The organism is Streptomyces ochraceiscleroticus, assembly GCF_000720485.1.
Taxonomy (GTDB): Bacteria; Actinomycetota; Actinomycetes; order Streptomycetales; family Streptomycetaceae; genus Streptomyces; species Streptomyces ochraceiscleroticus.
Map to the genome: position 1 here is coordinate 16,581 of NZ_JOAX01000044.1, position 18,043 is coordinate 34,623.

Here is an 18,043-nt window from a genome sequence, read left to right on the forward strand (position 1 = left end):
ACATGGCGGTACGTCGCCGGAGACGGCAGGGGTCGGAGCCGCTCTGGCTCGACGACGAGGCCGGCCGCCTGGTCCGTCCGTACACGGTCAGCAACGGACGGACCCGCCCGACCGCGCACTTCGACCTGCTGACGATGGTGATCGCCACCGGCAAGCCGCCGGTGACGTGCCAGGGCCCGGACTACATGCAGGTCCTCGGTCTGTGCGGCGGCCCGGTCTCGGTGGCCGAGGTCGCCGCCCACATACGGCTGCCGGCGGTGGTCACCAAGGTGCTCCTCGCCGACCTCGTGGACTGCGGAGCCCTCACCGCCCGGGCCCCCGCGCAGACTCCGCACGGCGCGTCGCCCCGTACCGACCGAGCACTCCTGGAGGCGGTGCTGCATGGACTCCGACAGCGCCTTTGAAGCGCCCAGTACTTTTGAACCGTATGCTCCGGACACCACACCCAATGGCGACCCCTTTCCCTCCGCCCTGAAGATCCTTGTCGCGGGCGGCTTCGGGGTCGGCAAGACGACCTTCGTCGGCGCCGTCAGCGAGATCGAACCGCTGTGCACGGAAGAACTCCTCACCCAGGTCAGCATCGGCACCGACTGCCTGGACGGGGTCGAGCAGAAGACCACCACCACCGTCGCGATGGACTTCGGGCGGATCACCGTCAGCACCGACCACGTGCTGTACCTCTTCGGCACGCCGGGCCAGCAGCGCTTCTGGTTCATGTGGGACGAGCTGTCGGCCGGCGCGCTCGGCGCCGTGGTCCTCGCCGACACCCGGCGCCTGGAGGACTGCTTCTCCGCCGTCGACTTCTTCGAGCGCCGCGGCATTGAATTCATCGTCGCGGTCAACCAGTTCGACGGCTCCTTCCACTACGAACCGGACGAGGTGCGTGCCGCCATAGACCTCTCACCCAGCACCCCGGTCGTGCTGTGCGACGCCCGGCACTGCAGTTCCGCGACCAACGTCCTGGTCTCCCTCGTCCAGCACCTTCTGACCCCTGCCTTCGCTACGGAGCTGCCATGAACCGGCCCGCGTCCCGCCTGCCCGCCCCCACCTATGACCCCACCCGGCACCTGCTGCTGACGCCCCAGGACGACGAGGCGCCGGCGCGGGTCGCCCGGCTGCGCACCCTCGGCATCGGCGAGGCGCCGCTGCCCGCCTTCGACGACTTCGCCCGGAACCTCGCCCGGACCACCCAGGCCCCGTACGCCATGGTCAACTTCATCGACGAGCACCGGCAGTACTTCGCCGGGCTCTACACCCCCGCCGAGGAGCAGGCGCCGGTCGAGCTGGGGCCCGCGCCGGCCAGCGCGCAGCCGGGCCGGGTGATGGCCCGCGACCACGGCTACTGCCCGCACGTCATCGTCCGCCGCAAGGCCCTGGTCCTGGAGGACGTCTGTGACTACCCGCGGTTCGCCGGCAACCCGGTCGTCGACGAGATCGGCATCCGCTCCTACCTCGGCGCGCCGCTGATCGACCGTACGGGCATGGCGCTGGGCACCGTGTGCGTCGTGGACCTCGAACCGCGCCCGTGGGGCCGTGAGGGCCTGGCCACCATCAAGTCGATGGCGTCCCGGCTGGTCGACCAGATCCACCTGATGGAGCAGGAGCGGACGGAAGGGCTGTGAGCCCGCCCGTGCTCCTGGACCGACGGGCCGGTGGGGCCTCGCTGTGACAGCGAGGCCCCACCGGCCCGTTGTGCGTGCTCTCCCGCAGTAAGCCTTGTGAGGTCACCCCGTGAGCAGGCCCGCTCCCGCGTACGCGTGGTGGTGGTCGTACTCCTCCGTCCGGTCCTCCGTGCGGACCCGGTCCGCGAGCCGGCCGGACCATTCGCCGTGCGCCGTGCCCAGGGCCAGCTCGCCCAGCCGCAGCAGCTGGACGTCGGAGGTGCCGGCCGGCGCGAAGATGTGGTGCGCGTCCCGCAGATAGCGCTCCACCGGGCGGTCGGTGAAGAGCCCGCACGCGGCGTGGATGTCCATCGCGTCGCGCGCCGACTCGATCGCCGACTCGACGTTGACGAGCTTGGCGTTCATCAGCTCCGCGTCGCAGCTCTCGCCCCGGTCCAGCAGATGCACCGCGTGGTACGCCGCGAGCCGCGCGGTCAGCAGCCGGGACTGGATCCGGCCCAGCTTGAGCTTGATGTTGGTCAGTGCGTGCAGCGGCTTGCCGTAGCGGTGCCGCTCCGCGCAGAACCGTGCGGTCTCCTCCAGGACCGCCTGGTGGATGCCGAGGGAGACGGCGGTGAGGTTCGGCCGGCCGTACAGCACGCTGGAGGAGTAGGCGACGGCCAGCCCGTCGCCCTCCCGGCCGAGGAGATTCGCCGCCGGGACCCGGCAGTTGTCGAAGAAGAGCTCGCCGAAGCTGAAGCCGTGCAGACCCATCGTGGCCGCCTGCGGGCCGACCCGGAAGCCGGGGCGGTCGTGCTCCACGAGGAAGGCGGAGAGGCCGTGCGATCCCTCGCCGGTGCGCACGACGACGCCGTGCAGGTCACCGACGTGGCTGTTGCCGACGTATATTTTGCGGCCGTTGAGGATGTAGTCGTCGCCGTCGCGGATTGCGCTGCTGTTCATGCCGAGCACATGACCGCCGGAGTGCGGCTCGGTGACCGCGATGGTCGGCAGGCACTCGCCCGCGGCGATGGCGGGCAGCCAGGTCTTCTTCTGCTCCTCGCTGCCGAAGTGGATGATCTTCGCGACGCCGAGCTGGGATGCCTGCACCATCGCGCCCATGGCGGCGCTGACCCGGGACAGCTCCTCAATGATCACTGTCTTGGCCAGGTGGCCGGCCCCCATGCCGCCGTAACCGCGCTCAACGGTCGCGCCGATCCACCCCTGGCGGGCGATCCGGCGCGACAGGGCATGGCAAACGGAACGACTTGCCTCCATATCGGCTATGCGGGGGCGTACTTCGCGCTCGGCGAAGTCGCGCACCCTGTTCCGGAGTGCCTCATGCCGCTGGTCGGTGAAGTAGCGATGCAAGACGAGCCCTCCTCCGCGATGCGTCTGCGCTAGTTGCTCTGTGTCATCAGGTACGTGCCATTCCTCGATCGAATCCGGACAGTTGTTCTGCGGTTACCCGGAGTGCAATACCCGTTGGCATACCTGGTGCAGGACGCATAAAACCTCTACTCGCCGCATTTATGCGAAGACATTGGAGTGCGCATTGATCCTTCACCACCCTGTGGGGGTGCCACATGCGGAAATGCAGAACTGAGGCAGGAGTGATCAGAGTTGCTCGCCGAATGGGTACGTGTGACTGAATTTCATCGTGGTCTCGTCACCCCCTGAAGGCGTAGCGCACGCACGTACGCCACTCGCCCAGGGGGATCGAGAGCGCGTCAGGTGGCGGCGGGCGACGGTCTGCCGGTGCCGTACACCCGTGCACGCCGTCCGCGCCACCCGACGCCTCCCCCCACGTACGCCCGATGGTCCTGCGTACGGTCAGTGGTCGGGCCCGCAGCAGGAGTCCCGCCGGAGCTGCCGCCCCACCGCCCGCCAGTCCTCAGCCCCGGCCGCCCGCGCCGCGCGCGGCCGATCCGCCGCGAACGCGCCCACCAGGTCCGCCTGTTCGTACAGCCGCCCGCCGCGCAGCACTCCCGTCGTACGGACCAGCGTGTCGAAGTCGTGGAACGGATCGCCGTCCACGAGAGCCAGGTCGGCGAGCTTGCCTTCCTCCAGCGTCCCCAGGTCCCGCTCGGCGCCGAACACCCGGGCCGGCAGCGCCGTCGCCGTGCGGAGCGTCTGCGCGACGGTCAGCCCGGAGCCGTGCAGCGCGCGCAGCGCCAGGTGCAGCGAGAGCCCGATCGGCATCAGTGGCGCGTCCGTGCCCAGCGCGACCAGCCCGCCCTGCGCCAGAACCCGCCGGTAGAACGCCGTCTCCCGGGCGACGTCCGCCAGCTCCGTCTCGGTCGGCCGGTGCGCCGCGTCCTCCTCGACCAGCGCCACGTCCCACGGCGGCATCAGCGTCGTCACCCGCGGGTCCTCCGCGAGCCCCGGATCGACACCGAGCAGCGCCCCCGCCGTGAAGGGAGTGGCGACCAGATGGAAATTTGTCCCGGTGTAAACCTCGGCGACATCGCTGTACGTACGGGCCGCCGCCGACGTCGCGTGCCCGAACTCCAGCCGCTGCGTCGCCTGCAGATGGGTCGTCAGATCCTGGCCCAACTGCACGCCCGGCGTCAGCAGATGGCTGCCGGACCGCACCCCCAGCCGCTCGTGCGCGAACTCCGCCGCCTCCTGCATGATCCAGCCCGGCGCCCGGACATACGTCTTCACGAAGTCCCAGTCCAGCGCCGCGCCCCGGGCCAGCGACCGGCGCAGCCCCGCGCGCGTCCGGTGGGCGCGCCCCATGCTGTACGCCACCCGCGCCCCGTCCAGCAGCTCCCCGCAGCTCAGCAGCCGCGGCCCGGCGAGCACCCCGGCGGCGACCGCCTCCCGCAGCCGCGCCTGCTCATACGAGAAGCCGCCGAACGACACCGCCGTGGTGATCCCGTACGCGAGCTGCAGCGCCGTCTGCCGCCCGCCGTACGTCAACTGCCACGGATGTGTATGCGAATCCCACAGGCCGGGGATCACCGTGCGCTCGGAAGCGTCCACCCGGCTCGCCGCGCGGCGCCCGGCGCGGTGCGGCGCGACGGCCGCGATCCGCCCGTCCCGGATCACCACGTCCACGTCGTCCCGTACGCCTTCGCCCACGCCGTCCCAGAACCGGCCCGCATGGACGACCGTGTCCGCCGTCGGCGCGCGCCGGTGGTCCAGCCGCAGCGGTACCGTACGCGGCGCACCGCCGGCCGCGTCGATGACCCGCAGCCGCCCGGCCGAAAGGTAGAGCAGCGTACGGGAATCGCCCGACCAGGACGGATGGTCCGCCGGCTCCTCCGTGAGCTGCCGTGGCGCGCCGTCCGGAGTGCCGTCGGGCCGCACCGGCAGCAGCCACAGCGCGGACTCGGCGACCAGCGCCAGCCACCGCCCGTCCGGCGACCACACAGGCCCCGAGTCGTACCGGTCGGAGAGCGACACATGCTCCCCGGCCGCGTGCAGCCGGCTCGCGCCCGTCGTCGTGTCCAGCACCCGGATGAGGTTGTAGCCCTCGCGGAAGCGCTGGTTGAGCCGGTTGCGGTCGCACAGCGCGAGGTACCGGCAGTCCGGCGACCAACTGGGCCGCCCCGGCAGCCCGCCCGCACCGAGCGGCGCCGCCAGCTTCCGCTCCGTACCGGCGTCGAGGTCCCGCACCACGAGATTGCCCGACATGTCCAGCGCTGCTAGCCGCCGCCCGTCGGGGGAGAGCGCCGGATGCACCCGGCCGCCCTCCGCGAGCACGCTCTCCTCGCCCGTCGCCACATCACAGCGGCGCACCGCGTACAGCCCGTCCCGGTCGTCCGCGTACACCAGCGCCCGGCCGTCCCGGGTCCAGGACGGCGCCAGGAGATAACGCGTCGGGCCGCTCTTCACGATGCGGCGCGGCGCGCCACCCGAAGTGGGCGCCACCCACAGCCCGTTGAGCGCGGCGAAGGCGAAGTGGCGGCCGTCGGGGGAGAGCGCGGGCAGGTGCACGCCGCGCACCGGGCGCGCGCCGTCCCGCTCGAAGCCGTAGTCCTTGACCCGGTACCGCGGCCGCTCCACCGGCATCGCCGCGGTGAACGGGATGGCCTCGGCGGCGTCCGGCCGCTCCGGCCGTACGAGCGTGAATCGCCCGCTCACGGTCACCAGCAGCTCCTCGCGCGAGACCCAGCGCGGCGGTACGGGCATCACATCGCCCTCGACCGGCACCGCGGCGCCGTCCACGACGAGCGTGCACGTGGGTCCCGGGGCCGCGGTGGTACGCACGTAGGCGAGCCGTCCGGCGGGTGACAGTGCGGGCACCATGACCTGCGCCTTCGCCGTCTCGGTGTGCTCGGTGACCACCGGCCCGCGGCCGTCCGCCGGCACGGACGCGACCGTACGGGACTCCAGTAAGGCTCCCGCCATCCGGCCCCGCACGAACCAGATGCGCGCACCGTCCGGCGCCCACACCGGGTCGAAGTCCTCCCACGCGCCGCCCTGATGCGGACCGTCCTGGTCCGGCACCCCCGTGACCCGCGTCAGCTTCCCGCTCGCGAGCTCCAGCACCCAGATCCGGTACGGGCTGCCCGCCACCGGATCGCCGCCGCGCTCCGAGGCGAACGCGATCCGCGTGCCGTCCGGCGACCAGGCGGGCCCCCGGTCGTCCCACGGACCGTCGGTGACCTGGCGCAGCGCCGAGCCGTCCGGGGCCAGCGTCCAGATATGGAAGCCGCCGCCCTGGTACGCGCAGACCGCCAGCCGCGAGCCGTCGGGGGAGAAGACCGGGCGGGTCGGCTCCAGGAGGGGCGGGGTGAGCGCCGTCGCCGTACCGCCCGCGCGCGGCACGGACCACAGCACGTTCTGGATCTCCGCGATCAGCCGCCCGCCATCGGGGGCGAGGGTGGCCGCGCCATTGGTGGCGGCGGTGAAGGAGAGGGTGTCGGCGGCCCGGGCGGCGGCCGGCACCGGCACGCCCACCAGACCCACGGCAGCCGCGGCCGTCGCGGTGCCCTGCAGGAAGCGGCGGCGGGAGAAGGGGGAGGGGGCGGCGGTGGCGCCCGGGGAGCTGTCCGTGGTGTCCAACGGTCCTCCTACGACAGGGGATACGTGTGGTGCACAACCGGTCAGGAACCCGCTGATCTTTCCACGCACCGGACCGGACAGGTCAACACCGCGCACACCGCCCCTTGGCGCGCCCGGCCACCGGAGGAGAAGGTGTCCTGGTCCGCCCACCCGCGTCAGCAGTCAGGAGACGACGCCATGCAGCAGGACTTCCACGAGGCGCCCGACGGCACCCGAGTGGCCACCTACACCTGGCTCCCCGAGTCGGGTCGCCCGCACGCCCTCGTACAGATCGCGCACGGCGCCGCCGAACACGCCCGCCGCTACGACCGCTTCGCCCGCTTCCTGACCGCACACGGATACGGCGTGCTCGCCTCCGACCACCGCGGGCACGGCGCCACCGCCGCGTCCACCGGCGGCCGCGGCGTCGTCGGCGAGGACGCCTGGCGCCGCATCGTCGACGACCTCAAGGCCATCGGCGACACGGCGCGCGGACTGCACCCCGGCGTGCCCTTCGTGCTGCTCGGCCACAGCATGGGCTCGATGCTCGCCCGCGACTACGCCCAGGAGTACGCCGACGGACTGGCCGGACTGATCCTCTCGGGCACCTTCCGTACGCTGCCCGGCGCCGAGATCGAGGGCTCGATCGGCGCATTGGAGGCCGAGGCGGCGGAGCGCGGCCGCACCGCGCTCTCCGACTTCATACCGCGCCTCTTCGGCTCGTTCAACGATCCTTATCCGCACCGCACCGGCTTCGAATGGCTCTCCCGGGACGAGGCCGAGGTCGACGCCTACGTGGCCGACGAGGACTGCGGCTTCCCCTTCTGCGCCGGGCTCGCGCTGGACTGGGTACGCGCCGCCCGCAAGGTCAACGACCCGGCCAACCTGGCCCGCACGCCCCGCGATCTGCCCGTCCACCTCGCGGTCGGCGACCAGGACCCCTGCAACCAGCGGATGACACTGGTCTACGAACTCCTGGAGGACTTCCGCTACTTGGGCACCGAGGACCTGACCTGGAAGGCGTACCCGAACGCCCGCCACGAGATCCTGAATGAGACGAACCGGGAGGAGGTGCAGCGGGATTTGGTGGGGTGGCTGGACAAGCACATTGTCAGTGGCGGCCGCTAGCTTGACGAGTGTGTGGCGGCGGTGGGGGAGGGGCCTCGTCACTGAATGGGGAGAGGGAGGGGCCCTGCCCAAGAACACGCGTGCCGGCCCGATCACCCCCCGAAGAACCCCGCGATCCGCCCCCGCAGCGACGCCGCGTCCAGCCCCTGCGCAGCCAGATGTGCCGCCATGTCCCCGTAGCGCCGCAGCTCCTCGCGCCGTACGCCGAGGCCCAGCACGCGGTGCGGGGTGTCCTGCAGTGCCTCGCCCGCGGCCGCCGCCGACGTACCCGTCAGGTACGGCTCGACCAGTACGACGTCGGCGGCGTCCGCCGCCCCGGCCGCGGCCCGCAGCGCCGCGCCGTCGAAGGGCCGTACGGTCGTGGCGTACAGCACCGTGACGTCCAGCCCCTCGGTCGCCGCCAGCACACCGTCGAGCATCGGCCCGACCGCGACGACGGTCCCCGCCCGCCCCTCACGCACCGTCAGGAACCGCCGGCCGTCCACCGCCCGCGCCGCCTCGTTGGTCTGCAGGGACAGCCGTACGTACACCTTGTCGTCGCCGGCCGCCGCGGCGTGCCGCAACAGCGCCTCCGCCTCGTCCGGATGCCCTGGCACATGCACGGTCCACCCGTCCAGCGTGTCCATCAGTGCCACATCCCCCGGCGCCATATGGGTGAAGCCTCCCGCAGGCCAGTCGTACGACCCACCGGCACTGACCAGCACGCCGCCCACCCCCTGATGCCCGAAGTCCAGCTTCACCTGCTCGAAGGGCCGCTCGACCAGGAAGCTGGCGAAGGTGTGCAAGATCGGGCGCATCCCGGTCAGCGCCAGCCCGCCGCCCACGCCGACGAGCAACTGCTCCCGGATACCGACGTTCAGGACGCGGTCCGGGTGCCGGTCCATCGCCGCCCGGAAGCCGTCCACGCCGATCTCGGCGAGCACGACGGCCAGCCGCGGATCGTCGTCCAGCAGCCGCGAGGCGACCGTGGCGAAGCGTTCCCGCATGGTGTCCATGGCTCATGCCTCCTTCGGCTCGACGCGGGCGACGACGGCGTGCGGCCGTCCCGGGTGCGGCGCGGTGTACGCCGCGTACAGCGCATCGTGGTCCCGCCCGTCGACCGTGCGCGTGGACCACCCCGCCGCCTCGAACCGCGCGGCGATCCCACCGTCCCTCGGGTACGACGCCGACCCGTTGTCGAGGACGACGGTGTGCAACCTGTCCAGTCCCGCCGGCCCCGCATAAGCAATCGCCTCGTGGTTACTGCCTTCATCCAGCTCGGCGTCGCCGATCAGCACCCATACCGCGGCCCCGGTCAGCCCCTGTGCCCGCAGCCCGAGCGTGGTACCCACCGCGAGCGGCAGCCCGTGCCCGAGCGACCCGCTGCCGATCTCCACGCCCGGCACGAGCCGCCGGTCCGGATGGTGCCCGAGCGGCGAGTCGTACCCGCCGAACCCCGGCAGCCACTCCACCGGGAAGAACCCCTTCGCGGCGAGCACCGCGTAGTACGCCATCGGCCCGTGCCCCTTGGACAACAGGAACCGGTCCCGGTCCGGCGCGTCGGTGGTCTCCGGCGAGACCCTCAGCACCCGGTCGTACAGCACCCAGAGCGCGTCGAGCGTGGAGGTCGCCGCGGGGTCGTGCTTCTCGTCCCCGGTCATCAGCCCCATGAGGTACGGAAACCGGTCGTACGAAAGCGGCACGTACCCGCCCCGCTCCCTCATGAGGTCGCTCATCACATCCGTCATGCCGCCCACCCTGCAACCTCAACCAAACTTGAGGTCAAGGCGATGGGTTACGGACGGTCGCTCGAGGCCGATGGGTCAAGGGCGGTGGGCATCGTCCGCAAGGCAGTCCGGGCCGATGGGCGTCATCCGTGAGGCGGCCGGGCCGATGGACGTCAATCGTGCGCTCAAGCTCAATCGATCAAACACCGGGCTTGAACACATCCTGCTCGATCAGCAGCTTGTCGATCCGGGCCTTGTCCACCCGGTTGGTCACCTCCACGACCTCCTGCCGGTCACGGATGCACTTCGCCAGCGTGAAGGCCGACGACACCACGAAGACCAGCCCGAGCCCGAGGAAGCCGCGCTCCCACGCCCCGACGGGCAGCTTGGCGATCCCGATGACCAGGGCCACGAGCGACAGCCCGAAGGACAGTGCCGCCTGCACGAAGAAGGCGGTCGTCGTCGGACGCTGAATGGATGGTGTGCTCATGAGAAGCAGCGTGCCGCCCGGTGACCCGCGCAACATGAGTAGAGCTACTCACCCCGCCCCGGCCATCCCACTCACCTCACCCACCCCTCCCGCCATTCCGCAGCGCGCACCCTCTGACATGGGGTATTGTTCTCGTGCACGGCCGCCCGGGGATCCCCGAGCCGGCCCAGCACCGGGACGTGGCGCAGCTTGGTAGCGCACTTGACTGGGGGTCAAGGGGTCGCAGGTTCAAATCCTGTCGTCCCGACAGCGATGTCGGATGTTTCCGCACCTCAGGGGCTATCTACGGATGGCCCCTGAGACGTGTTCAAGGCAAGTGGGCAGGGCTCTACTGCTCCCACCCCGTGCTCCCGTCGCTCCACCGCCGTAAGAACCTGTGCCGTTCAGAAGCCCATCGCGGCCGGTCAGGCCGCATGTCTGCACTCGTTGATCAGGCCGCAGAGGACGCGAGTGTGCAGTAGTCGTCGCGGGGTGTTCGGAGCGGCCCGTGGTGTGACCAGACCATCGGCACCACACCGGACGCACGAGCTGCCTGCGCAGCATCGCGTTCTCGTGAGAGCAGCTTCCGCATTGGCTGGTACACCAGCGAGAAAATCACCCGCGGCCTTGTGGTGCCGCCCCGCCGCCACGGCGGATTCGTACATTCCTTACTCCTGAGGAGTGCTGCGTCCAGCCTCCCCAAGTTCTTCAACGTAAATGATGAGAATTCAACGATAAAGTGTCCGAGCGGAGGATTCCAGTCCTCGAATTAAATACCCTATACCCCCCCTAGGTCTGTTTATTTGAAGCCCGGCGAACGGAATGGTTAAGTGATGCGGTAACTGTAGAACACGGGGGAGTAATGACCGTCACGCACAATGCCGGGGTCGCAACCGAAACCGGAATCATCCGCATGGACGCGGGAAAGTCCGACATCGCGCAGCTCAAGAAGCTGGTGCGCTCCGGCTCCAGGATCTTCAACGAGCAGTTCGAAGAGGAATCACACCTGGACCGGATAATTCCGAAGCCATGGGGTTACGAGTACCGGGCGTATGTCGATGACTTCTTCGACCTGTGGTCGCTGCGCATCGATGCCCCTCACGGCACCTCGGTTCACGTGCACCCCAGGAAGCTGACGTACCTCCTCTGCCTCGGCGGGCAGGGGGTCACTTCGGGGTTGCGCCGGGAAGACATCCGCATCGGCGCGGGTTCGATCCTGCGCATCGCGCCGGGCGCGTTCCACGGGACGCGGAACGCGGGAGACGAGCCGCTGGAGCTGATCGAGGTCGAGGTCCCGAGGAACAAATTCGACCTCATCCGGCTGCAGGACGACTACAACCGCGTCGGTACCGCATACGAGTCGGAATCGGTGGAGCAGCCGCAGAACGCCATGCGGGTCGTTCGCTCTTTCCCGAACGCCCGTATGCGCAGGCAGAGCCCGGACCGTCGGTTCCGCTTCGAACTCAGGACCGGGACAGACATTTTCTACCGGCGGCGCAAGGAGGACCTCTTCCACATTCCGCTGTGCGTCTCGGGTGTGGTGGAGTCCGACGTCGAGATCCTGACCGGGCGCCCGGCCGAAATCCAGCGTCCGCAGACAGAAAGGCAGTACCTGTCCGTCAGTCGCAACCTCTGAAAGTCCAAAAGTAAGAAATCGCGGGGGGAAGCATGTCTCGCAATGCCGTCATTATCACCGGTCCCGGTTTCCAGGACCACGACGTCGTCTTCACGTACTACCGCCTCCTGGAGGAGGGCTGGAACGTCGACGTAGCGACGAAGAACGCCGACCCGGTCACCGGCAAATACGGAGTGCCGCTGCCGATGGACAAGACCGCCCGTCCGCTGATCTCCTTCGAGGACCTCGCCGTCGAGGACTACGACGTCGTCATCCTTACCGGCGGCCACGAGGCCCCGGACCGAGTTCGGCAGGACCGTAAGGTGCTGGACTTTGTCGCGGGCATGGACAAGGCCGGCAAGGTCGTGGCAGGTCTGTGCCACGGCCCATGGATCATGATCAGCGCCGGCGTCCTCAAGGGCCGCAAGGCGTGCGCGTACATCGGTCTGCGCGACGACGTGATCAACGCGGGTGCCGACGTAGTGGACAGCGACGTCATCGTCGACGGCAACATCATCACCTGCTCGTACTACGGCTACATGGGCGCCTTCATGCGCGCGGTCTTCGAGACCGCCGAGAAGTTCACCGGCGACAAGCAGGCCGCCTGATGGCACAGCCAAAGGGTGCGCTGGCGATCGACTTCGACGGAGTCATCGCCGACGGGCTGGAAGAGTGCGCGCTTGTCACGTGGCTCGGTGTGCGCGGACTGGACACGTCCGTCCCCGGCGCCGAGCAACTGAAGCGGGTACCAGGTGAGTTCATCGAGCGGTTCCGGCACATCCGGAACTACTCGCGCCTGCTCGAACACTTCGTGGTGGCGCATCTGCCCATGGCTGCGACGGTCGACTCGCAGGCCGAGTTCGACGTCCTGTTGTCCGGACTGGAGCCGGAGTACGTCCGTGACTTCACCGCCCGGGCCACCGCGGCCCGGGAGTGGCTGCGGACAAGTGAGCCGGACTTCTGGCTGGACCTCCACACGCTCTACCCGGGCATGGCAGACCTGCTGCACCGCTACAGCGGTTCGGTGGTCGTCGTCACGGCCAAGGACGAGGGGTCCGTCCGCGCCATCCTGGTCCGGCATGGCCTCAAGCACAGTGTGCGCGAGGTGTTCGGCGAGTGCGGGCGCAAGGCCGAAGCGGTTCTGGACGTCAGCGCGCGGTGGGGAGTGCCGGTCGAGCACATCACGTTCATCGACGACAACCTCACCAACGTGCGCAAGGTGGCCGAGACCGGTGCCCGGGCCCGGTGGGCCCTGTGGGGGTACGGGACGCCCGAACACCGGGCCGAGGCAGAGCGTTTCGCGGTGGCCGCGCTGGACCTGTCCGAGGTGGTGCGCCTCGCTCCCGTGGCCGTGTGACGGCACTGCCAACACGGTGGGGTGGGGCAGGTGAGCTCTCGCCTGTCCCACCCCGTTGTATTTCCGGAGTCCTTCAGATCTGAGCAGGAGCGGATGCTCATGGGCACTACACAGTCCGTCGCGCCCTTGCCCAGCCGGGTGGAGGCGCGGACGGGGTTCACCGTGCAGCTCGCCGCGCTGGTGGTGATGGCGTTCGCGATTCCGGCGCAGCTGTATCTGGCGATTCCGGTGGCGGGCGGTATCCAGGACGCGTTCGAAGTGAGCGCGGGTTCGGCGGCGTGGACGGGCAGCGCGTTCTCGCTGGCGTACGCCGTCGGTTTCCTCGTCTTCGGGCCGCTGTCGGACAGGGTGGGCCGGCGTCCGGTCCTGGCGTTCGGCACGCTGGCGACGGCGGTCGCGACCGGGGCGGTGGCGCTGAGCCCGGGCTTCGGCTGGTTCCTCGCCTTCCGCGTGGTGCAGGGCCTGGCGGCGGCGAGTTTCGCGCCCGTTGCCCTCGCCCATGTCGCGGAGTACGCCCCGGCGGCGCGCCGCGCGTTGGCCCTGTCGTTCCTCACCACCGGGCTGCTGGGCGCCGGGGTGGCCGGGCAGGTCTTCGGGCAGGCGGTCGCGGACCGGTGGCGCCTGGCGTTTTGGCCGGCTGCGCTGGTGTACGCGGTCGCGGCGGCTGCCTTCTGGCTGCTGTTGCCGCCCGCCGGGGGCCGCCCGTCGACGTCCATGCGCGGCGTGGTCGCCGCGATGGGAGGGCTGGTACGGAATCGGGGCGCGGCAGCGGTGTTCGTGTCGGCGCTCACGGTGTTCGGGAGCTTTGTGGCGCTCTACGCGGCGCTGAACGCGCACCTGCGATCGGCAGCCGGATATGACGCTGAGGACCTGCTGGGTGTCCAGGCGCTGGGCGCGCTGGGCCTGATGACCGCTCCGGTGGTGAACCGGCTCGCAGGGACGCGCGGGCCGCGCCCGCTGACAGTGGTGGGGTTCTCCGTGGCGTCGGCGGGGTTGCTGCTGGCGCAGGTGACGGCGGTGCCCGCGGTACTGCTGGCGGGGACCGTGGTGTTCGTCGGCGGGATCAGCCTGGTCGTACCGGGCTTGGTGGGGCTCCTGCACACGCTCGCGCCGCAGGCGTCGGGCGCGGCGGTCTCGTTGAACACGTTCATGCTCTTCGTCGGGTCGTCTCTGGGGCAGTTGGCGGCCGCGCACACCGGCTACCGGCCGTTGCTGGCCGCACTGGCGGTCGCGACGCTGGCGGCTGCGTGCGCGACGGCTGCCCTCACCCGGCCGGCTGCCGCGCGGTGACCGGCCGGGACCATCCGGCCGCTCGCGGCCTGGTCGGCAGGCAGGGCGGCGAGAAAGTCGTCGGCTACCTCGGGGAAGAGGGCATCGACGCCACGTCGAAGACCGGCACCGCCACGGCGATCAGGCCACAGATCGACAACCGGCGCTGGGCCGGGGTGCCGTTCTCCTGCGCACCGGCAAGCGGCTCGGCCGCCGCGTCACCGAGATCGCGGTGGTGATCCGTGTGCAGCCGGACGAGATGCCGGCACGAGACGGACGGAGCCGGCGTCGGCCATGAAGATCGATCCGACGGACACCACATCATGCAGGATCAACGCGGCGCTGGTGCAGGGCCGGCGCGCCATCGGCTCCCCGGCCGTCGGCATGGTCCTCACCCTCGTCATCGCCACCGACGAGGAGAATGCCTACGACGCCCTCGGAGGATCGTCCTGCCCCGCAGGGGAGTCGTGGAGGCCCTGCGGGAGAAGCTGCGGTACCTGTCTGCTGACCCGGTATTCGAAACCGTGCTTTCCGCACCCGACGCATCGCACTGGACCTGACATGAAAAAAGTTCTTTTCGTCCTCACCAGCCACGGCGAACTCGGCGACAGCGGACGGCCGACCGGCTTCCACCTCGGGGAGACGATCGAGCCGTGGCAGATCATCCGGGACGCCCGACACCAGATCGACTTCGTCTCCGTACGGGGCGGGCGGTCGCCGATGATCGGATATGACCCCGACGATCCCGCGCACGACGCCTTTCTCAAGGACCCGGCGGGCGGGCTGCTCCTCGATACTGCGGGTACACCGGAAGAAGTGGATCCGGACGACTACAGCGCGGTGTATTTCGTCGGCGGCCACGGCACCATGTGGGATTTCCGCGGGCATCCGGCGCTCGAATCCCTCGCCCGTCGGCTCCACGAATCCGGCGGGGTCGTGTCCGCGATCTGCCACGGTCCCGCCGCGCTCGTCGACGTACGGCTCTCGGACGGGAGCCATCTTGTGGCGGGCCGGGCGCTGACCTCCTTCGCGGACGCGCACGAGCAGGCGCGCGGCCTGGACGGTCTGGTGCCGTTCCCGCTCCAGCGCACACTGGAGGAGCGCGGCGCCGTCTTCAGTCACGCCCCCGACAAGATGCCGCACGTGGTGGTCAGCGGGCGGCTCGTGACCGCTCAGAACCCGGCGTCAGCACGTGAGCTGGGCGTCAGGATCGTGGAACTCCTCTCTCCGTGATCCGGTTGGTCAGGCCGCGCGCCGCAGCCAGTTCGCGGGAAGGTCCTCCCGGCCACTGGCGAGCGCCATGCCGATTTCCGTGACCTCGGGCGCGGACGCCGGATTCTGGCCAGTGACCAGGGTCCCGTCCCGCACCACATGCCGCTTGAGTCGTTCCCCCGCCTCGTACCGGGCGCCCTTTGCAATGAGCGCCTCGTCCAGGAAGAACGGCACCACGTCCGCGAGGCCCACGGCCCGTTCCTCGCACGCCGAGAACGCGGTCACCCGGCGCCCCGCGACCAGCGGCACCCCGCCGGGCAGTTCCACCTCCAGCAGCGCAGCCACGCCGTGGCAGACAGCGGCGATGACCCCGCCACGCAGGTGGAAGGCGGCGAGGAAGTCGCTCAGCCGCTTGTCGCCCGGCAGGTCGAGGACCGCGCCGTGCCCGCCCGCCACGAACACCACATCGAAACCGGCCGGATCCTTGTGGTCCGCGGTCGTCGTCTGCGCGAGCCGGGCGTTCACCACGGGGTCGCCCAGGAACATACGCTGCGGCGGGTCCGAGCGGTCCACCCCGCCTACCGGCGGCACGCCCGGACTTGTGCTGACGAACTCGAAGTCCCAGCCCAGGGCCCGCAGTGCACGCCAGGGATAAGCCGCCTCCGGCAGCCAGTACCCGGCCAGGCGGCCGTTGGAAAGGCGCTCAACCGCGCTCAGCACAATGAGACCTTTGCGGTGGTGTGTGGGCATTGTTGCCTCACTTTCGCCTTCAGCGGGAGAGGAAGAAGCTGGGAAGAACATATCCCCGCCCTGACGCATCAACCCCGGCTCGGTCCGGAGACAGCCTATAGCAATCCCTATCCGGGGAATGAAGAGCGCTATTTGATGCCGGCTCGGCGCGCGTCTAAATTTCTCGCCGGAAACACACACGGCACATCACCTGTTCTGGAGAAACGCATCATGGCCAAAAAAGTTCTATTCGCCCTCACCAGTCACAGTGAGCTGGGCGGCACTGGCCGCAAGACCGGTTTCTACGTCCCGGAGGTCGCCTACCCCGCGGCGGTGTTCCGCGCGGCCGGTTACGACATCGACTTCGTGTCCGTGAAGGGCGGCGTGGCCCCGCAGGACGGCGTCAACCCGGACGACAAGGTCGTCACCGACTTCCTCGCGGACGCCGCCAACAAGGCCGCTCTCAAGTCGACGCGCACCGTGGCCGACGTCAATGCCGAGGACTACGACATCATCTACTACGCGGGCGGCCACGGCACCATGTGGGACTTCCCCGAGGCGTCCGAGCTGGCCGGCCTGGCGGCTGTCATCTACGAGCGTGGTGGTGTCGTCGCAGCCGTCTGCCACGGCCCGGCCGGCCTGGTGAACATCAAGCTGAGCGACGGCTCGTACCTTGTCGACGGCAAGCAGGTCTCGTCCTTCACCAACGAGGAGGAGGCGGCCGTCGGCCTCGCCGACGTCGTTCCCTTCCTGCTGGAGAGCAAGCTCGTGGAGCGCGGCGCCAAGCACACCAAGGCGGCCGTCTTCGCCGAGCACGTCGTCGCCGATCAGCGCCTGGTGACCGGCCAGAACCCGGCGTCGGCCGTCAAGGTCGCCGAGCTCGCCCTCGCCGAACTCGAGACCGCCTGATCCCGTTCGCGTCCGGATCCAGGCGCCCCGGGGTTGGCACTCCGGGGACCCCACGATGGCAGAGTAGACCCGGTACATGTCCGGTCGCCCTCGGCGACCGGGCCGGGGTACGGGGGGAAATGCCATGGCGATTCAACTGGGCTGGCTGCGCACGTTCGTCACCGTCTACCGTCTCGGGTCGTTCACCAAAGCGGCCCAGATCCTGGAACTCTCCCAGCCGGCCGTCACCCACCAGGTGCGCAACCTGGAGAAGGAACTGGGACGGCCGCTCTTCGAACGGCTCCCGCAGGGCGTACAGCCCACTGCCGCCGCCGAGGCCCTCATCCGCGAGGTGCAGGGCCCGATCGACGCCCTCGGGCACGCCATCGAACGGCACTTCGGGGACGAGCCGGCGGGCAGGCCGGTGCAGATCGGCGGGCCCGTCGAGCTGATGACCAGCCGGGTGATCCCCGCAATCAGCGACCTCATCGCGGACGGCATGCAGGTCCGGCTTTGTTTCGGCCTTGCGGATGACCTCCTCGCCTCTCTGATGGACCGACAGCTCGACATGGTCCTGTCGACCGTACGGCCGCGGGCTCGGGGCATCGCCGCCACGCCGCTCGTCGACGAGGAGTTCGTGCTCCTCGCCTCCGAGGAACTCGCCGAGCGCATTCCCCGGCACCGGCTTGCGGCGGAAGGACCGACGGTCCTGGAGAAGTACCCGCTGCTCAGTTACGCCGAGGCCCTGCCCATCATTCGCCGCTACTGGCTCGCCGTGTTCGGCACCCTGCCTACCGTGAGGCCCGCCCTCGTCGTCCCCGACCTGCGGGGCGCGCTCGCCGCGGTGAAGTCGTCGGCCGGCATCTCCGTCCTGCCGACGTACCTGTGCGTGGAGGAGCTCGCCGCGGGCGAGGTCGTCCCGCTCCTCGAACCCGAGATCCCGCCCCTCAATACCTTCTACCTCGCGGTCCGCCAAGGTGAGCTGTCCCGGCCCGACCTCGCGCTGTTCCACGGCCACTTGCTGATGAAGGCGCAGCTGTGGGCGTGAAGGAAGAGCGGTGACGTGGCCGAGTG

At 70.0% G+C, this 18,043-nt stretch carries 17 protein-coding genes, 1 tRNA gene and 1 pseudogene; 13 read left to right on the forward strand and 6 right to left on the reverse strand.

What is annotated here, in order from left to right:
• Positions 1–2 precede the first annotated feature (2 nt).
• From IG84_RS0135160 to IG84_RS0135170, 3 genes are read left to right on the forward strand one after another with little or no spacing between them, the layout of a single operon-like run.
• Positions 3–404, forward strand: coding sequence for a DUF742 domain-containing protein (locus tag IG84_RS0135160; RefSeq protein WP_031066826.1), 402 nt, complete (start codon positions 3–5; stop codon positions 402–404).
• Positions 382–1,017, forward strand: coding sequence for a GTP-binding protein (locus IG84_RS0135165; protein ID WP_078649820.1), 636 nt, complete (start codon positions 382–384; stop codon positions 1,015–1,017). The genes IG84_RS0135160 and IG84_RS0135165 overlap by 23 nt, the downstream gene beginning before the upstream one ends.
• Positions 1,014–1,622 carry a GAF domain-containing protein gene (locus tag IG84_RS0135170; RefSeq protein WP_031066832.1) on the forward strand — a complete coding sequence of 203 codons (609 nt, stop codon included), beginning with the start codon at positions 1,014–1,016 and terminating at the stop codon, positions 1,620–1,622. Before IG84_RS0135165 ends, IG84_RS0135170 begins: the two co-directional genes overlap by 4 nt.
• 102 nt (positions 1,623–1,724) lie before the next feature.
• Here IG84_RS0135170 and IG84_RS0135175 read toward each other — a convergent pair whose 3' ends face one another.
• Positions 1,725–2,972 carry an acyl-CoA dehydrogenase family protein gene (locus IG84_RS0135175; RefSeq protein WP_051862814.1) on the reverse strand — a complete coding sequence of 416 codons (1,248 nt, stop codon included), beginning with the start codon at positions 2,970–2,972 and terminating at the stop codon, positions 1,725–1,727.
• A gap of 462 nt (positions 2,973–3,434) precedes the next feature.
• Positions 3,435–6,617 carry an amidohydrolase family protein gene (locus IG84_RS0135180; RefSeq protein WP_031066837.1) on the reverse strand — a complete coding sequence of 1,061 codons (3,183 nt, stop codon included), beginning with the start codon at positions 6,615–6,617 and terminating at the stop codon, positions 3,435–3,437.
• 177 nt (positions 6,618–6,794) lie between these two features.
• Between IG84_RS0135180 and IG84_RS0135185 the strand changes: the two genes are divergently transcribed.
• A complete protein-coding gene (locus IG84_RS0135185; RefSeq protein ID WP_031066840.1) occupies positions 6,795–7,724 on the forward strand; it encodes an alpha/beta fold hydrolase in 930 nt (309 codons plus the stop codon).
• 92 nt (positions 7,725–7,816) lie between these two features.
• Here the strand turns inward: IG84_RS0135185 and IG84_RS0135190 are convergent, their stop codons facing one another.
• The 3 genes from IG84_RS0135190 to IG84_RS0135200 all read right to left on the reverse strand — a co-directional run bounded on the left by IG84_RS0135190 (position 7,817) and on the right by IG84_RS0135200 (position 9,920).
• Positions 7,817–8,719, reverse strand: coding sequence for a transketolase family protein (locus tag IG84_RS0135190; protein WP_031066841.1), 903 nt, complete (start codon positions 8,717–8,719; stop codon positions 7,817–7,819).
• 3 nt (positions 8,720–8,722) lie between these two features.
• The gene (locus tag IG84_RS0135195) at positions 8,723–9,427 is read right to left on the reverse strand and encodes a thiamine pyrophosphate-dependent enzyme (RefSeq protein ID WP_107054030.1); all 705 of its coding nucleotides are present in this window, start codon (positions 9,425–9,427) and stop codon (positions 8,723–8,725) included.
• Between the two features lie 202 nt (positions 9,428–9,629).
• Positions 9,630–9,920 (reverse strand): YiaA/YiaB family inner membrane protein, encoded by a 291-nt coding sequence (locus tag IG84_RS0135200; protein WP_031066846.1) that lies wholly within the window; start codon positions 9,918–9,920, stop codon positions 9,630–9,632.
• A gap of 173 nt (positions 9,921–10,093) precedes the next feature.
• Between IG84_RS0135200 and IG84_RS0135205 the strand changes: the two genes are divergently transcribed.
• The 7 genes and pseudogenes from IG84_RS0135205 to IG84_RS0135235 all read left to right on the forward strand — a co-directional run bounded on the left by IG84_RS0135205 (position 10,094) and on the right by IG84_RS0135235 (position 15,373).
• Positions 10,094–10,167 (forward strand) — tRNA-Pro (locus IG84_RS0135205).
• A 594-nt stretch (positions 10,168–10,761) separates the two neighbouring features.
• On the forward strand, positions 10,762–11,535 hold the full coding sequence (locus IG84_RS0135210; protein ID WP_051862815.1) for a cupin domain-containing protein: 774 nt from the start codon (positions 10,762–10,764) through the stop codon (positions 11,533–11,535).
• Positions 11,536–11,567: 32 nt separating this feature from the next.
• A complete protein-coding gene (locus IG84_RS0135215; RefSeq protein ID WP_031066852.1) occupies positions 11,568–12,122 on the forward strand; it encodes a DJ-1/PfpI family protein in 555 nt (184 codons plus the stop codon).
• Complete coding sequence (locus tag IG84_RS0135220) at positions 12,122–12,871, forward strand: HAD family hydrolase (RefSeq protein WP_031066855.1); 750 nt, start codon at positions 12,122–12,124, stop codon at positions 12,869–12,871. Before IG84_RS0135215 ends, IG84_RS0135220 begins: the two co-directional genes overlap by 1 nt.
• Positions 12,872–13,033: 162 nt before the next feature.
• On the forward strand, positions 13,034–14,161 hold the full coding sequence (locus tag IG84_RS0135225) for an MFS transporter (RefSeq protein WP_157848997.1): 1,128 nt from the start codon (positions 13,034–13,036) through the stop codon (positions 14,159–14,161).
• Positions 14,162–14,163: 2 nt separating this feature from the next.
• Positions 14,164–14,393, forward strand: a pseudogene (locus tag IG84_RS42475) (glucose-6-phosphate dehydrogenase); the annotation flags it as partial.
• A 41-nt stretch (positions 14,394–14,434) separates the two neighbouring features.
• A complete protein-coding gene (locus IG84_RS0135235) occupies positions 14,435–15,373 on the forward strand; it encodes a type 1 glutamine amidotransferase domain-containing protein (protein ID WP_245659712.1) in 939 nt (312 codons plus the stop codon).
• A gap of 9 nt (positions 15,374–15,382) precedes the next feature.
• Here the strand turns inward: IG84_RS0135235 and IG84_RS0135240 are convergent, their stop codons facing one another.
• Entirely contained in the window at positions 15,383–16,072 is a 690-nt protein-coding gene (locus IG84_RS0135240) for a type 1 glutamine amidotransferase domain-containing protein (protein WP_051862817.1), read from the reverse strand.
• Between the two features lie 240 nt (positions 16,073–16,312).
• Here IG84_RS0135240 and IG84_RS0135245 point away from each other — a divergent pair, with 240 nt between their 5' ends.
• Both IG84_RS0135245 and IG84_RS0135250 read left to right on the forward strand, forming a co-directional pair.
• A complete protein-coding gene (locus IG84_RS0135245) occupies positions 16,313–16,990 on the forward strand; it encodes a type 1 glutamine amidotransferase domain-containing protein (protein ID WP_031066870.1) in 678 nt (225 codons plus the stop codon).
• Between the two features lie 124 nt (positions 16,991–17,114).
• Positions 17,115–18,017, forward strand: a complete 903-nt coding sequence (locus IG84_RS0135250) for a LysR family transcriptional regulator (RefSeq protein WP_031066873.1) — start codon at positions 17,115–17,117, stop codon at positions 18,015–18,017.
• Positions 18,018–18,043 lie beyond the last annotated feature (26 nt).

What these genes read in the sequence shown, in the direction of transcription:
- IG84_RS0135170 (WP_031066832.1), top strand. Translation starts at nt 1,014, where the DNA reads ATGAACCGGCCCGCGTCCCGCCTGCCCGCCCCCACCTATGACCCCACC.
- IG84_RS0135200 (WP_031066846.1), bottom strand. Translation starts at nt 9,920, where the DNA reads ATGAGCACACCATCCATTCAGCGTCCGACGACGACCGCCTTCTTCGTG.
- IG84_RS0135215 (WP_031066852.1), top strand. Translation starts at nt 11,568, where the DNA reads ATGTCTCGCAATGCCGTCATTATCACCGGTCCCGGTTTCCAGGACCAC.
- IG84_RS0135220 (WP_031066855.1), top strand. Translation starts at nt 12,122, where the DNA reads ATGGCACAGCCAAAGGGTGCGCTGGCGATCGACTTCGACGGAGTCATC.
- IG84_RS0135250 (WP_031066873.1), top strand. Translation starts at nt 17,115, where the DNA reads ATGGCGATTCAACTGGGCTGGCTGCGCACGTTCGTCACCGTCTACCGT.
- IG84_RS0135195 (WP_107054030.1), bottom strand. Translation starts at nt 9,427, where the DNA reads ATGAGGGAGCGGGGCGGGTACGTGCCGCTTTCGTACGACCGGTTTCCG.
- IG84_RS0135210 (WP_051862815.1), top strand. Translation starts at nt 10,762, where the DNA reads ATGACCGTCACGCACAATGCCGGGGTCGCAACCGAAACCGGAATCATC.
- IG84_RS0135190 (WP_031066841.1), bottom strand. Translation starts at nt 8,719, where the DNA reads ATGGACACCATGCGGGAACGCTTCGCCACGGTCGCCTCGCGGCTGCTG.
- IG84_RS0135165 (WP_078649820.1), top strand. Translation starts at nt 382, where the DNA reads ATGGACTCCGACAGCGCCTTTGAAGCGCCCAGTACTTTTGAACCGTAT.
- IG84_RS0135245 (WP_031066870.1), top strand. Translation starts at nt 16,313, where the DNA reads ATGGCCAAAAAAGTTCTATTCGCCCTCACCAGTCACAGTGAGCTGGGC.
- IG84_RS0135160 (WP_031066826.1), top strand. Translation starts at nt 3, where the DNA reads ATGGCGGTACGTCGCCGGAGACGGCAGGGGTCGGAGCCGCTCTGGCTC.
- IG84_RS0135235 (WP_245659712.1), top strand. Translation starts at nt 14,435, where the DNA reads ATGAAGATCGATCCGACGGACACCACATCATGCAGGATCAACGCGGCG.
- IG84_RS0135185 (WP_031066840.1), top strand. Translation starts at nt 6,795, where the DNA reads ATGCAGCAGGACTTCCACGAGGCGCCCGACGGCACCCGAGTGGCCACC.